The organism is Pseudomonas sp. NPDC047961 (genome assembly GCF_050272435.1).
Lineage (GTDB): Bacteria > Pseudomonadota > Gammaproteobacteria > Pseudomonadales > Pseudomonadaceae > Stutzerimonas.
This window is the reverse complement of record NZ_JBNNMD010000001.1, coordinates 617,457-632,099: the sequence shown is the minus strand read 5'-3', so window position 1 is coordinate 632,099 and position 14,643 is coordinate 617,457. Positions and strand designations below refer to the sequence as shown.

Genomic DNA, 14,643 nt, shown 5'->3' with positions numbered 1-14,643 from the left:
TGGGCGGCACGCGTGGTCCCTACGGAGCACCATTCTTAGAGTGGGTCATGCCGCGTGATGCTTGAAGTGCATCCGGCAATAAGAAGCTGCTCCCCTGAAAAAGTTTCTGCGGCGGGTAGGCAGTTTTGTCGCACCGACGGTATCGACGCCTTCTGATCAGCGCCGAAGGTCTTTTCGCATGGGGAGCTGATAGATACGGTCGGAGCATCTTCAGGCACGCCACGTCTTGCTTGCTCTTGCAATGGCATAGGCGCTAGCTAATGCCCTGGCCCGGATGTCTTGAGCGGCTGCCCTATGCCCTCGTCATAAACCAACTCACCGTGGTTGAGTCTTGCTGGCGAGGTATAGGGGTGCAGTGTCAGACGTTGTTCGTCCTGGATATGCAGCACTTCGACCCCGCGCAACTTCAGAGCATCCGACACCATGGAGCGGTGGCATCGCCACCAGAGCACTTCGGCACACATGATCGCGGTGGGTTTCTCGGCTGCCAAGCGCAACAGCTGTTGTATCCCGGAGGCGAACTCGTCGGTGTGCAGGTGTTCGGCGTAGCCACGAAAAGAGCTATTGCGCCATGCACTCGCGCTGGGTCCCGGCGTGGCCCGCCGCCGGCCTCCCAGCGCTTCGATCCACTCATAGGCGATCCCGTGCTCGGCGAGCGACGCTTCGAGGTTTGCCGACATGAATTGCGGTAACCGCCTTGAGCCCGGAAAACGCCGCACATCGGCGATGGCCCGGATGCCGTACTGCTCCAGCAAGGCGATGAAGGTCTCGGTCGTGCGGGTGGAATGGCCGACGGTCCAGATCTGCTGGGGCTGAACCGGGCTCATTTAATCCGGCTCAGCGCGCCGCCCTTGTGCATCGCGACGTGATCGGTCTTGTCGCTTTCGATCTCGTATTGAGGGTCTTCCGGGCTGGCGTGTCGCGTGTGGCCTTTATAGTCGGTATCTCGGGTATGCACTTTGACGATGCGCCCCGTCACATGCCCGGCTTCAGAGTTCCAGCGTACGTGGTCACCCTTTTCGAATCGTTCTTGCGCCATAGGTCGTTTCTCCATCGTTGATTTCGCCATAGCCACGCCTTCTTTCAGGAAGGGAATCGCTGCTTCCTCCTCTATCAGCGACCGGAAATCAGGCTTCCTTACGCCTACCGTTTGTCGGGTAAATTAATAGGCCTTTACTTAGCGATCGGTTTGAAAATTCAAAAAAATGACGCTGTAGTAGGTGAAAGCGCAACGGGCTAAAGCGGATTAAACCCTATTTGCAGTAGTGGCACTAAGCCACGAAATAATAGCGGATTAATGGCCGGTCAAAATTGTGACGTAGGATTGGCGATCTAAATCCGTCAAATAGATTTTGAATAGTTTTGGAAACCTATTATAAAGACGCCACGCAACGGATTGCCGGGTTCCACTACTGGTGATCCGGTGTCGTTGCAACGCGGTTCGTCCGGTTGCGCAAGTGATGCATCTGCCCAAAGCGCCTGTACGACTTAATTACAACTCCCGCCACTTTTTTAAAGGCTCCGGCCTTTAGAAGTATTAAGTTTCGGAGAGACTAGATGTCTACCAATGTATTTATGGGCGCCCCTAAGGCACTCGTTCGTTCTATCGCGCTCGCTGCAGTATTCAGTGCTGTTACCTTTACAGGCGAAGTGGCTGCTGCCGTCACAGCAAGTACGTCTTCCTCGACCGCTTTCACGTCTTCGATCAACAAGTTCACCAGTAACGATTTCCTTAACGGCGTTTGGCGCCGCACCGCCGCGTTGTCCGTACCGGCCACTTCGGCTTCCATCGCGGCATTCAAGCCGGGCGTTCAGATCAAGTTCGCTGACGGCCAGGTGCGCAAGATTTCCCGGGTCTACAAGGTTGGAGCCAACCTCAGCATCTATGTCGATGGTGGCCTGCTGGATGGCGGCAAAGTCGGTGCACCGCGCACTGTCAGCACCGTGGTTGCGACTGCAGCCCCTAGCGCGCCAGCCGCCCCGGCGCCGGTTGTAACCGCCCCCAGCGCACCTAGCAGCACCTACACCGCTTCGATGAACAGCTTCACCAATACTGATTGGCAGAATGGCATCTATCGCAAGTCCGCCGGCTTCTCGATACCGGACACCGGTGCAAACAAGGCCGCGTTCGTGGTCGGTTCATCGGTCAAGTTGGCCGATGGCCAGGTGCGTACGGTCGCTGCGGTCTATGACGTAGGCGCACATCTCTCTGTCATGCTCAAAGGCACCGCCCTGTCCGCCAGCGCTGTCGGCTATCCCAAGACGATCAGTGTTGTATCCGGCAGCACCGGCACCGTTACGCCGCCAGCGGCCGTTGCGCCTGCTCCGGCGCCGACCCCTGCACCAGCCCCGACTCCAGCACCTGCTCCGGCCCCGGTAGTCAGTGATGGCAGCGGTATTAATCTTGTGGGTGTCAACTTCGGTTCGGGTGTGTTCGATCCAGGTACTGTTCCGGGTATCTACAATAAGGGCTATACCTACGCGGACGAGTCCTACTACAAGCGTCACGCCGGGCTCGGCTTCAAGCTGATTCGCCTGGGCTTCCTCTGGGAGCGTATCCAGCCCAAGCTGGGTACCGAACTGGACGCAGCTGAACTGGGCCGCATCAAGCAGTCCTTGGATTACGCACAGAAGTACGGCATCAAGGTCGTCCTTGATATGCACAACTACTATCGCTACTACGGCAAGGTAATTAACTCGCCGGAAGTGCCGCGCGCCCAGTTCGCCGAGACCTGGCGCAAGATTGCGGTAGCGGTGTCCAAGCATCCTGCGCTGTATGGCTACGGTCTGATGAACGAGCCTTACAACACTGGTAACAACCTCTGGCCGCAGACGGCTCAGGCTGCTGGACAGGCGATCCGCAAGATCGATCCGTCCAAGTGGATCATGATCGCCGGTGATCGTTACTCCAGCGCCTTCCACTGGCAGAAGTACAACACCTCGCTGATCAACGATCCGTGGATGCGTGATCCGAAGAACAACCTGGTGTACGAAGCGCACCAGTATCTGGACTTCGACTACTCGGGTACCTACACCAAGCGTGCTGAAACCTTCGCTCCGATGCTGGGTGTCGAGCGGGTCAAGCCTTGGGTCGAGTGGCTGAAGGCGAACAAGCTGCGCGGGTTCCTTGGTGAGCACGGCATTCCGGACTTCTCTCCATCTGCTGTGGTCGCAACTGACAACCTGCTGGCTTACCTGAACGCGAACTGCATCCCGAGCACCTACTGGGCTGCCGGTCCTCGCTGGGGTGAGAACATCATGGCGCTGGACGTGTCGAGCGGTAAGCATCGTCCTCAGCTGGCTCCGCTGCAAAAGCATGCCGCTGCCAAGAAGACATGCTCCACCATCGGTCCGCTGTAACAGCGACTGATATTAAAGAACGGGCCTTCGGGCCCGTTTTTTATTGTCTGGGTAATTCTTCTCGGGCGAATAACGGTGCAGTTCGTCGGCTGCGGTTCCGCTCTCAAACTCTCGCGAGATGAGTTTGGCAATCAGCGATACATACAAGGATTGCATATGTTGTCGTTTCGCTTGTTAGTCGCCGCTTCGCTTTAACACAGTATCCATGCGGCATAGCGCGAAATGGTTGGCGAAGTGCCACTTGGTGAAGTGCCCGAAGTTAATTTCGTGTTTAGTTTTCATAAGCTTGCGAAGGGCACTTCTCATGGTCCCAAAAGAATGGAACTCAAAAATCTACCCCCGGTCACCATATATGTGCGCACCGAAAATACACAGTTCGCGGCTCACCGCTCCTGCTGTGTCCCTACGGACCGTGGTCTTCCGGCCAAGCCATATAAAAGGTGAATCAAATGACTACACCCGACGAAGAAATTACTGGTTACGGTGGCCAACCTAAGACCGGCCCCAATTCCACAACCAGCTCCACTGGCTCTAACGCCAACAGTTCGACCAGCTCGAACATGGGGTCGAGTGGAAGCCATACCTCTGATACAAGCCAAAGCTCCACCACAGGCTCCAGCACAGCCGGACATGCCGCTGAAGATGCGAAGGCGAAAGCTCGTCAAGCGGCCGATCAGGTGAAAACTCAGGGCAAATCTCAGTTGGAAGGCTATCGGGAAACCGCAGCTGATGAAATTGAGAAAGTCGCCCAAAGTGCTAAAGCTGCTGCTCAAGAGCTAGAAGGGCAGGACCGCCTCGGGCTGTCCAACTACGTCTCTGACATGGCGCAAAGCATGGTGCAGTTCTCCGACAGCCTGCGTGGCAAGAGCGTGGACGAGCTGTTCCAAGACGTGAATCGTCTTGCACGAAACAACCCCGCTCTGTTCCTCACCGGGAGTGTGGCTTTGGGCTTCGGCCTTACCCGTTTTGCCCGCGCTTCGAGCAAGCGCGCTTCGCAAGAAGATTATGGCCATCAGAGCAGCCATGCAGTCGGTGGCTCCAGCAGCCATCACAGTTCCGACCAAGATGAGCTAAACGATCGTCTCAGCACAGGCGAGCCCGGCTCTATCGGTAGTGTTAGCAATGCAGGTGTTTCGTCTGCAACCAGCACTTCCAGGCGGACCACTGGATCTTCTGTAGGAACCGGCTCAGCTACCGGCGTCGGAACAGGCCTTGGCACAGGCTCCACTGGGACGGGCACCCATACTGGCGCCAATACCAGCAATGGCTTGGGTGTTGGTTCAAACGCTGGCTCCAGCAGCACTGGTTCCACTACCAGCCGCGACGGCAAGGGTACCGACGGAGGACTTTTCCCATGAGCGAAGCACGTAAGACAACGACCACGACCTCCACAGCCAATACGACTGTGGAGCCTGGCCATCGCGCCGAAAGCGACACCTCTGTAGGTGGCCTGCTTCGTCAGCTAACGCACGAAGTGCCGTCCTTGATCACCAAGGAGCTGGCGCTGGCGAAGGCTGAAATGACCGAGTCGATCCGCGCGACCAAAGCGGGTGCCGGCAGCGTCGCTACCGGCGGTGCAGTGCTTCTCGGCGGATTCATCGTTCTGTTGATGTCGGCCGTATACGGGCTGAGCAACGTGGTCGAGCCTTGGCTCGCCGCGCTGATCGTCGGCGCTGTTGTAGTGGTTATCGGGTTGATCATGGTGTCGTCCGGCAAGAAGAAGTTTCAGGCTTCTTCGTTCAAGCCGGAGCGCACCATTCATTCGGTCAACAAGGATAAAGAAGCTGTGAAGGGGCACACATCATGAGCACACGTAATCAGATTGATGCCGAAGCGCAAAAGGATCCGGACGAGCTAGAGCGTGAGATCGATCAGACCCGTACCGAGATCGGCAACATTGTTCATGCGCTTGAAAACAAGCTCTCTCCCGGTGAGTTGATCGATACCGCACTGGGCTACGTCAAAGGCGGCGGTGGCGAGTTCTTCAGTAACCTTAGCAATACGGTAAAGGCCAATCCGGTGCCGACCGTGCTCACCTCGATCGGCCTGATCTGGATGATGGCTGGGCAGAACCGCCAGCCTCACTCCAACGTCACCACAGCGGGTTACAACACTGGTTCGACTGGCCCGTCGATGGGTGACAAGCTGTCCGCCAAAACCGCTGGCATCAAGCAGCAAGGTGCCAGCATGAAAGAAAAGGCCAGCCATATGGGTCAGAGCGTTTCCGAGTCGTTGGGCAGTGCGCGCACTCGAGCAAGCGACTCCAGTCGCCAGGCATCTGCGCGGCTTCGCGGTGGTGCAGACCGGGCACGTGGCGGATTCAACCAGCTGTTGCAGGAACAGCCCTTGGCTCTTGGTGCGATCGGTATCGCATTGGGCGCTTTGATTGCTGCGTCGGTCCCACCATCCCGTCGTGAAGACGAAATGCTCGGTGAGGCCAGCGATCGCATGACCGATCAGCTTCGCCACAAAGCGGAAGAGGGCTATCAAAAAGCTTCCGCCAAAGGTGAAGGAGTGGCGAATCGCGTCAAGCAGGATGTCAGCAACAGCAGCGATAGCAATCGCTCGAACTCCGGCTCGACCGGTACTACCGGTACCACGTCAGCCGGTATCTAACGCAGCGCAAACGCTGAGTCGACTCAGGTCGGTGATAGCGTCTGTTTCGCCGGTGCGAGCTTGAGTCCGCACCGGCGAAATTCGATAATGCGCCGCCCGGCGCCGGTGTAGCTCAGTAGGTAGAGCAGCGCATTCGTAATGCGAAGGTCGGGGGTTCGACTCCTCTCACCGGCACCAATGAAATCAAGGCTCGCAGCGATGCGGGCCTTTTTGGTTTTCGGGGCGGGGTTACGCCGGGGTTACGTTTCGGCAGGCTTCTTGAATGAGCCAGCGTAGATGGTGGCGGACCCTGGCCGATCATCGGCTTCGTACGATTTGTCGACGAATTTAATAGAGTTCCCCTCACCATTCCGTGGACGAAGTGGCGTTGGGGCTGCTTCGTTGCCGGCTGCACACTGCGCCGCTCCTTCTAGTCTGGAATGTAAACTATGCAGCAGGCTCCGAAGTGCGCTCCTGGTTGTCTCTGTTCAGTCGTTGTCTGGTTTGGTTGGATACCCGCTTTGATACCGTCGCTTGGATGCCACTTGTTTTGCTAAAGGGGCAGAAGTGATAGCTCATTGCTGGTACGCAAAACGTGGTGCGCAAGGTGGTACGCACGGAAATGGACATTTCAGCGATGCGTACCAGGCTGTCCGGCTGACCATATCCACAGCCGTCTAACCCTGTTTCGATGGCGAAGACGCTGAGCTTTTTCTTATGCAGCCTACAGCTTCGGTATGAGGCATACATCTGCGGGCTAGGCCGGCCGTACCTAGACCTGCACAAGTCTGGAACTGGATGATCCCGCTCGAAAACTTTACCTGTACACGTAGCCAGACTAGATGTGTCTTCTCTGTAGACATATTGTGTGGGCGGCTGACCCACGGGCGATCCGTTCAGCCTTCGACTGAAACTGCGGCTGTAAGACAGCTGAGCGCAGAGCTGGCTAATGCGATATCAAGGAGCGAATAAGATGAAAAAGCCGTCTTCGGTAGCCGCCCTAGAGGATCTAGGACGCGTAAGACTTTCCAAGCATTTCTTCATGCGAGATTTCCTGTACTCGGAGATCTCGCAGATTGAAGGCATTCCCAACATCCCGGATTACCCTGATCGTGCCATTGAAGCTGGGCGTCAGCTTTGCGAATTATTGCTGGAGCCGCTCCAGGATCGTTTTGGCCGGATCTGCATTCGCTCCGCCTATCGCGCTCCGGCAGTCAATGCGAAGGGCGCAGAAAACAAAAACCAATATAGTTGCGCCGCAAATGAGAGCAACTACGGTGGGCATATTTGGGATTACTTGGATACCGACGGGTATCTGGGTGCGACCGCTTGTGTTGTGGTGCCGGCGTTGTTGCCCTGGTACGAGGAACACCAGGACTGGACGCCGCTGGCTTGGTGGATTCACGACAATTTGCCGTACGCCAGCCAATTCTGGTTTCCCAAGCTGGCGGCGTTCAATTTACGGTGGAGCGCGAACCCGAACATGCTGCCCTCTATAAACACCTATGTTGCAAACCCACATACCGGAGATAAGCGGGCGCTGGTGAAGGAGGGCGTCGCCACGCTTAGTTTGGAGGCGCGCAAAGCGATCATCCGGCCTTGGTTAGCCAGCTTGGGATAAATTCAAACCGACGTGGTCGATCGCTCGACGTTGCTTCATGTTGAATGAATGGATCTGAGCAGGTCCGTTGAGCGGACCGCTAGGGGTTTAGCTTTACCCGGTGATGGCACAAAGATATTGTGGCCATCGCAACATCCCTAAGCGGTGTTGCTGCACGTCAAGGATGGCCTTCAAGCGCGGTTTCATTAATACGTACTCGCTTCCTCAGGTTGTTCGGCTCGGGCATGTATCGCCCTTGTCGGGGCGTCCGAATTGCTATTGATTTTGGGACCGGCGCATGGACAAGAAGTCATTATCCGAGCGGGATATCTGCAGCAAATTCATCTCGCCTGCGATCGCCATGGCGGGCTGGGATCTTCAGAAGCAGGTCCGTGAGGAAGTCAGCTTCACCAAAGGGCGCATCATCGTGCGCGGGAAGCTGCACAGCCGCGGCGAGTCACGCCGAGCGGACTACATTCTCTATCATCAGCCGAACCTTCCGCTTGCCGTTATTGAGGCCAAGGACAACAAGCACTCCCTGGGCTCCGGTATGCAACAGGCATTGGGCTATGCCGAGGCGCTGGATGTGCCCTTCGTGTTCTCCAGTAATGGCGATGGCTTTCTGTTCCATGACCGCAGTGGCACGGGGAATCAGGTCGAAACGGAGCTGAGCCTAAGCCAGTTCCCCAGCCCCGCCGAACTCTGGCAACGCTATTGCCGCTGGAAGGGCCTGGACGGTGATGCCCGGCGGAAGGCCGAGGCGCCTTACTACGACGACGGCTCAGGGCGTATGCCGCGCTACTACCAGACCAATGCCATAAATCGCACTGTTGAGGCCGTCGCTCGTGGGCAGGATCGCATTCTGCTGGTCATGGCCACCGGCACCGGCAAGACCTACACCGCCTTTCAGATCATCTGGCGGCTGTGGAAGTCGAAGCAGAAGAAACGCATCCTTTTTCTGGCCGACCGCAACATCCTCGTCGACCAAACCAAGAACAACGACTTCAAGCCCTTCGGCGCAGCGATGACCAAGATCGCCAAGCGGCAGATCGATACGTCCTACGAGATCTATCTGTCGCTGTATCAGGCTGTCACCGGCGCAGAGGAAGAGCAGAACGTCTACAAGCAATTCTCCCGAGACTTCTTCGATCTGATCGTGATCGACGAATGCCACCGCGGCAGCGCAGCTGAGGATTCGGCCTGGCGAGAGATTCTTGACTACTTCTCTGGTGCCACCCACGTCGGCCTGACCGCTACACCGAAGGAAACCAAAGAGGTTTCCAGCATCACCTACTTCGGTGACCCGGTGTACAGCTATACCTTGAAGCAGGGCATCGAAGACGGCTTCCTCGCACCCTACAAGGTAGTGCGCATCGACTTCGACAAGGATCTGCAAGGCTGGCGACCGCCCAAGGGCATGCTCGACAAAAATGGCGAGTTGATCGAGGACCGCATCTATAACCTCAAGGACATGGACCGCACCCTGGTCATCGAGGCGCGCACCCAGCTGGTCGCGCAAAAGGTCACCGAGTTTCTCAAGGCCACCGATCCGTTCCAGAAAACCATCGTCTTCTGCGACGACATCAACCATGCCGAGCGTATGCGGCAGGCGCTGGTCAACCTCAATCCTGAGCGCGTGGCTGAGAATCGCAAGTACGTCATGCGCATCACCGGGGACGATCAGGAAGGCAAGGCCGAGCTGGACAACTTTATCGATCCCGAGTCGCGCTATCCGGTTATCGCCACCACCAGCAAGCTGATGACCACCGGTGTCGATGCCCAGACCTGCAAGCTGGTTGTGCTTGATCAGCACATCAAATCCATGACCGAGTTCAAGCAGATCATCGGTCGCGGCACCCGCATCAACGAGGATTTCGGCAAGTACTGGTTCACCATCATGGACTTCAAAAAGGCCACCGAACTGTTTGCTGATCCGGCCTTCGATGGCGATCCCGTTGTGATTTACGCCCCGTCAGGCGATGAGCCTCCGGTCCCGCCGGATGATCTGCTGGAAGGCGACGGCATAACCGCGGGCGGCGAGGCCGAGGCCGGTGAGCTGGAGTTCACTGTCGAGGACGACGGCAAAAAGCGCATCAGGTATGTCATCGACAGTATTCCGATCTATGTCATTGCCGAGCGAGTGCAGTACTACGGGCCGGACGGCCGCCTCATTACCGAGTCACTGAACGACTACACCCGCACCTGCGTGCACAAACAGTACGCCTCGCTGGATGATTTTCTCCGGCGCTGGAGCGACGCCGAGCAGAAGAAGGCCATCATCGACGAGCTGGCCGCGCAGGGTGTGATGTGGGAAGCCCTGGCTGAAGAGGTGGAAAAGAAGCAGGGCAAGCTATTGGATCCGTTCGACCTGATCTGCCATGTCGCCTTCGACCAGCCCGCTCTATCTCGTCGCGAGCGTGCCGACCAGGTCAAGAAGCGCAACTATTTCGCCAAATACTCCGGCGCGGCCCGCCAGGTACTAGAGGCGCTACTGGATAAATATGCTGATACGGGTATTGAGAACATCGAAGACATCAAGATCTTGCAGCTTGATCCCTTCAGTCAGTTAGGTGCGCCTGTGGAACTTGTGAGAGCGTTTGGCGGGAAGCCCGGCTATCAGCAAGCCATTCACGATCTTGAGGCTGAGCTGTACGGCTCGTGATGCCTTCAGTCAGCCGCGCTGCGGTTAAGCGACAGCCCACTCAAAACGTAACCGACTTGCAGTCATCCTGGAAATACAAATGGCATCAGCGCCCATAGGTTCCACGCTACGTGGAATCTCTCCTCCAAGCACGGATGAATACATCCGTGCGCTACGTAGCATCGAGCAAGAAATAACAGCACTACAGCGTGACATGCTCATCGCGCACGCTCGCTTTCCCGGGCACGCATGCACGATGACGCAATTGGCTACCCTGGTAGGAAAAACCAGCTTTCAGGTAGCGAATAATCAGTATGGACGATTAGGTGGCAAGCTCATCGCGGCACTGGGTATTCCAAGCCCGAAGTGGAAGGTTTATGGCATTGCTGGCTTTGATGATGATCCCGAAACAGGGGAAAGCAGAGCCTGCATGTACCCAGAGGTTAAGGCTGCACTGCAGCAAATGGGATGGATATCGGGGGAAGCGTCCAACCAAGCACCGCGTTCAAGCGCGCCGCAGTCAGTAGCCAAGCAAGAAATACTGACAGCAGATGTCGGCATGCTTAGCATTAACGAAGTCATTACGACTTTGCAGCAGCGAGGGTTCACGAAACCTGCCCAATCGGGTCTCAAAGTGATCCGCCTGGATCATCCAGGCTTGGCGTCCCCTGTGTACGTCAAGCAAAGCAGCAGTATCCACGCTCGCCTGCAAGCGCCTCTCGTGCTTCATCCACAATACGAGGCTGTCGTACTAAACCTGATATCGCAGCCCGGTATCGCAAGGGGGCATACCCGCTACTACCACAACAGCAATCTGCGCGGCTTTCCAAAGCGGCGCAACGGAGGGGCAAGCGACATTGCCTATGGTGTGGATGTAGGGTTCCACAGCAGCGCGGCCTTGCTGGTGCTGGTGGACCAGTTACTAGGCGAGCCGCGGACGCTGGTTTCGAATACGGAGCACTTCGCTGAGTTAGCTCAGGTTCTACCAGAAGACATCGCGCTGACAGACACCGAACGCGACGCCTTGATCAAGGCGCGTGTCGGTCAAAGCGGCTATCGCGATGAACTGCTTGGGTATTGGGGCGGCTGTGCCGTCACCGACTGCTGCGTACCGATGCTGTTGCGCGCGTCACACATTAAACCTTGGCGCGTCGCCAGTGGGGCAGAGCGGCTCGACCCGTTCAACGGGCTCCTGCTGACACCAAACCTCGACCTGGCTTTCGACCAGGGCCTGATCAGTTTCGACGACTTCGGGCAGATTCTCCTTGGCGAGGACCTGGACCCAGACAGCGCTCGAGCGCTGAATATCACCTCCGACCTTCGCCTGCGCCAGATCGATGCGCGTCATCGTGAATACCTGGCCTGGCATCGTGACAATCTGTTTAGGAAGTAAGCATGTCCATCAGCTCCACCATCAAATCCATCCAGGACATCATGCGCAAAGACGTGGGTGTCGACGGCGACGCCCAGCGCATCGGCCAGCTGGTCTGGCTGCTGTTTCTCAAGATCTTCGATGACCGCGAGCTGGAATGGGAGTTGATGGACGACAACTACCGCTCGCCCATTCCTGAAAGCTGCCGCTGGCGCACCTGGGCTTCCGACCCGGAAGGCATGACGGGCGACGCGCTGAAGGACTTCATCGACAACAACCTGTTCCCCCAGCTACAGAACCTGCATGAGTACAGCAACACGCCGTCGGCGTTCGTGGTGCGCAGCGTGTTCGAAGATGCCTACAACTACATGAAATCCGGCCAGCTGCTGCGCCAGGTGATCAACAAGATCCAGCAGGGCGTGGACTTCAACAAGGCTCAGGAACGCCACGAGTTCGGCAATCTCTACGAACAGCTGCTGCGTGACCTGCAGAACGCCGGCAACGCCGGGGAGTTCTACACCCCGCGCCCGGTCACCGAGTTCATGGTGCGCATGGTCGACCCCAAGCTCGACGAGAAGGTCATGGACCCGGCCTGCGGCACCGGCGGCTTTCTCACCTGCACCATCGAGCACAAGCGCAGCCGCTATGTGAAAACCGCCGAGGACGAACGCACACTGCAGGCGAGCATCTACGGTGTGGAGAAGAAGCCGCTGCCGCACCTGCTTGCGACCACCAACATGATCCTCCACGGCATCGAGGTGCCGAACCAGATCCGCCACGACAACACCCTGGCGCGTCCGCTGATCAGTTGGGGGCCGAAGGAGCGGGTCGACTGCATCGTCGCCAACCCGCCGTTCGGTGGCATGGAAGAGGACGGTATCGAAACGAACTTCCCGGCTGCCTTCCGCACCCGAGAAACCGCCGACCTGTTTCTCGTGCTGATCATGCACCTGCTGAAAGATGGCGGCCGCGCGGCGGTGGTATTGCCTGATGGCTTCCTGTTCGGTGAAGGCATCAAAAGCCGCATCAAGGAAAAGCTGCTGACCGAGTGCAACCTGCACACCATCGTTCGCCTGCCCAACGGCGTGTTCAACCCCTACACCGGTATCAAGACCAACCTGCTGTTCTTCACCAAAGGCACACCGACCAAACAGGTGTGGTTCTACGAGCACCAGTATCCGGCCGGAGTTAAAAACTATTCCAAAACTCGCCCCATGCGCATCGAAGAATTCGCCGTGGAAGAGGCCTGGTGGGGCAACGAAGCCGATGGCTTCGCCGCACGGGTGGAGAACGAATTCGCCTGGAAAGTCAGCATCGAAGAGCTGCAAGCCCGCAACTGGAACCTGGACTGCAAGAACCCGCATATCGGCGAACAAATCAGCCACGACCCAGACGAGCTGCTGCGCAACTACGCCACGCTGCAAGGCGAAATCAGTGACCTGCGCAGTAAGCTGAAGTCCATTCTTACGGAGTGCTTTCAGTGAGTAACTCCGTAGTTGACCAAGCACTCAATATTCTTGTTGCAGGCCAAGACTTTACCTCATTAAGGCGTGCGCTCTTTGCCACCGTGGCCGGGCATTACTTAGAGAGTGAATCCTCAGTCGCACCTCAACCCGATCAAGAAAATTACAAGGTGTTTGCGTTAAACGCTTTGCTCGCGCGGCTTCCTACCTGTTCGCTAGCCGCTGTTACAACAATTGCCAAAGGCAAAACTGGGATCAAGGATGCGGTGCCTGGACCATTCCCCTTGGTTGTCACTGCCGAAGCCAGAGGCAGCTCTGATCATTTTGATTTTGAGGGTCCGGGGGTGATGATTCCGATGGTGTCATCGACCGGTCACGGTGATGCCAGTCTGAAGCGCGTCCACTTTCAAGATGGGCAGTACGCCGTTGGGAGCATCCTTGCGGTCGTGCAACCTAAAGATACACAGCAACTATCGGCTAGATACCTTCATGCATATCTCAGTACCTTCAAGGACGAGTTGTTGGTAAGTCGAATGGTCGGAACTGCAAACGTCAGTTTAACTGTTGCAAAAATTGGGGATGTGCCTGTACCACTACTGCCAATTTCAGCACAACGTAGAGTCGATGAACTGATGGCGCTGTGCGACCGCCTGGAAGCCCAGCAGGCCGACGCCGAAAGCGCCCACGCCCAACTGGTACAAACACTGCTCGACAGCCTGACCCAAGCCAGCGACACCATCGACTTCGCCGCCAACTGGCAACGCCTGGCCGAACACTTTCACACCCTGTTCACCACCGAATCCAGCATCGACGCCCTCAAGCAGACCGTGCTGCAACTGGCCGTGATGGGCAAACTGGTGCAGCAAGATCCTAGTGATGAGCCGGCGAGTGAGTTGCTCGCGCGGGTCGAGCTACAGAACCACTTAACGGCAAATCCCAGCAGGTCCAAAAAACCTAAGCAAGAAATTGACGCAGCCTCGAATATCGCCCTGTTTGAACTGCCTATGGGTTGGGCTATAGCGCGCGTTTCTCAAACGGGCGAAATCAAGCTTGGGCGTCAGCGATCACCGAAGGATCACTTCGGTGAGCACATGGTTCCCTATCTCCGTGTTGCCAATGTGAAAGAAAATTCGCTCGATTTGTCGGATGTTAAAGAGATGAACTTTACACCTGCAGAGCAAGAAATCTTTCGATTACTACCCGGAGACGTCCTTCTAAATGAAGGACAAAGTAAGGAGCTGGTTGGGCGTCCTGCAATATTTAATGGGGAAATCCCTGGGGTTTGCTTTCAAAACACACTATTGCGATTCAGGGCGTACGATTGCGTGATTCCAATATATGCGCTGCGCTACTTCCAGTCGTGCATGCATAGCGGCCGTTTTCAACAGGCGGCGCAGCAGACAACGAATATTGCTCATTTAAGCGCGTCGCGACTCGCTGCGATTGAGTTCCCTTTGCCACCCGTCCCAGAACAACATCGCATCATCGCCAAAATCGATCAGTTAATGGCCCTCTGCGATCAACTCAAAACCCGCCTGACCAAGGCTCGCCAACTCAACGAACAGCTGGCCACCGCTTTGGTCGAAAAGGCCGTGGCCTGAACGAGGAGTGC

At 56.8% G+C, this 14,643-nt stretch carries 11 protein-coding genes and 1 tRNA gene; 10 read left to right on the top strand and 2 right to left on the bottom strand.

Annotated features, from left to right (window positions below):
* Positions 1 to 257: 257 nt before the first annotated feature.
* Together ACQKIK_RS02960 and ACQKIK_RS02955 are read right to left on the bottom strand one after the other, a co-directional pair.
* Positions 258 to 827, bottom strand: coding sequence for a DUF488 domain-containing protein (locus tag ACQKIK_RS02960; protein WP_499134688.1), 570 nt, complete (start codon positions 825 to 827; stop codon positions 258 to 260).
* Entirely contained in the window at positions 824 to 1,039 is a 216-nt protein-coding gene (locus ACQKIK_RS02955; RefSeq protein WP_045429108.1) for a hypervirulence associated TUDOR domain-containing protein, read from the bottom strand. Before ACQKIK_RS02955 ends, ACQKIK_RS02960 begins: the two co-directional genes overlap by 4 nt.
* A 518-nt stretch (positions 1,040 to 1,557) precedes the next feature.
* Here ACQKIK_RS02955 and ACQKIK_RS02950 point away from each other — a divergent pair.
* The 10 genes from ACQKIK_RS02950 (at position 1,558) to ACQKIK_RS02905 (ending at position 14,632) form a co-directional block, all read left to right on the top strand.
* The gene (locus ACQKIK_RS02950; RefSeq protein ID WP_499134686.1) at positions 1,558 to 3,360 is read left to right on the top strand and encodes a glycoside hydrolase family 5 protein; all 1,803 of its coding nucleotides are present in this window, start codon (positions 1,558 to 1,560) and stop codon (positions 3,358 to 3,360) included.
* A gap of 449 nt (positions 3,361 to 3,809) precedes the next feature.
* A complete protein-coding gene (locus ACQKIK_RS02945) occupies positions 3,810 to 4,718 on the top strand; it encodes a hypothetical protein (RefSeq protein WP_499134684.1) in 909 nt (302 codons plus the stop codon).
* Positions 4,715 to 5,167 (top strand): phage holin family protein, encoded by a 453-nt coding sequence (locus tag ACQKIK_RS02940; RefSeq protein ID WP_046162077.1) that lies wholly within the window; start codon positions 4,715 to 4,717, stop codon positions 5,165 to 5,167. Before ACQKIK_RS02945 ends, ACQKIK_RS02940 begins: the two co-directional genes overlap by 4 nt.
* On the top strand, positions 5,164 to 5,976 hold the full coding sequence (locus ACQKIK_RS02935; protein WP_499134682.1) for a DUF3618 domain-containing protein: 813 nt from the start codon (positions 5,164 to 5,166) through the stop codon (positions 5,974 to 5,976). The genes ACQKIK_RS02940 and ACQKIK_RS02935 overlap by 4 nt, the downstream gene beginning before the upstream one ends.
* Before the next feature lie 101 nt (positions 5,977 to 6,077).
* Positions 6,078 to 6,153: transfer RNA gene (locus tag ACQKIK_RS02930), tRNA-Thr, on the top strand.
* Positions 6,154 to 6,928: 775 nt separating this feature from the next.
* A complete protein-coding gene (locus ACQKIK_RS02925; RefSeq protein WP_499134680.1) occupies positions 6,929 to 7,576 on the top strand; it encodes a peptidase M15 in 648 nt (215 codons plus the stop codon).
* Positions 7,577 to 7,853: 277 nt separating this feature from the next.
* Positions 7,854 to 10,217 carry an EcoAI/FtnUII family type I restriction enzme subunit R gene (gene hsdR, locus ACQKIK_RS02920; protein WP_499134678.1) on the top strand — a complete coding sequence of 788 codons (2,364 nt, stop codon included), beginning with the start codon at positions 7,854 to 7,856 and terminating at the stop codon, positions 10,215 to 10,217.
* Positions 10,218 to 10,296: 79 nt separating this feature from the next.
* Complete coding sequence (locus ACQKIK_RS02915) at positions 10,297 to 11,589, top strand: HNH endonuclease (protein WP_499134676.1); 1,293 nt, start codon at positions 10,297 to 10,299, stop codon at positions 11,587 to 11,589.
* Positions 11,590 to 11,591: 2 nt separating this feature from the next.
* On the top strand, positions 11,592 to 13,052 hold the full coding sequence (locus ACQKIK_RS02910; RefSeq protein ID WP_499134674.1) for a type I restriction-modification system subunit M: 1,461 nt from the start codon (positions 11,592 to 11,594) through the stop codon (positions 13,050 to 13,052).
* The gene (locus tag ACQKIK_RS02905) at positions 13,049 to 14,632 is read left to right on the top strand and encodes a restriction endonuclease subunit S (RefSeq protein ID WP_499134672.1); all 1,584 of its coding nucleotides are present in this window, start codon (positions 13,049 to 13,051) and stop codon (positions 14,630 to 14,632) included. The genes ACQKIK_RS02910 and ACQKIK_RS02905 overlap by 4 nt, the downstream gene beginning before the upstream one ends.
* The last annotated feature ends 11 nt before the right edge of the window (positions 14,633 to 14,643 follow it).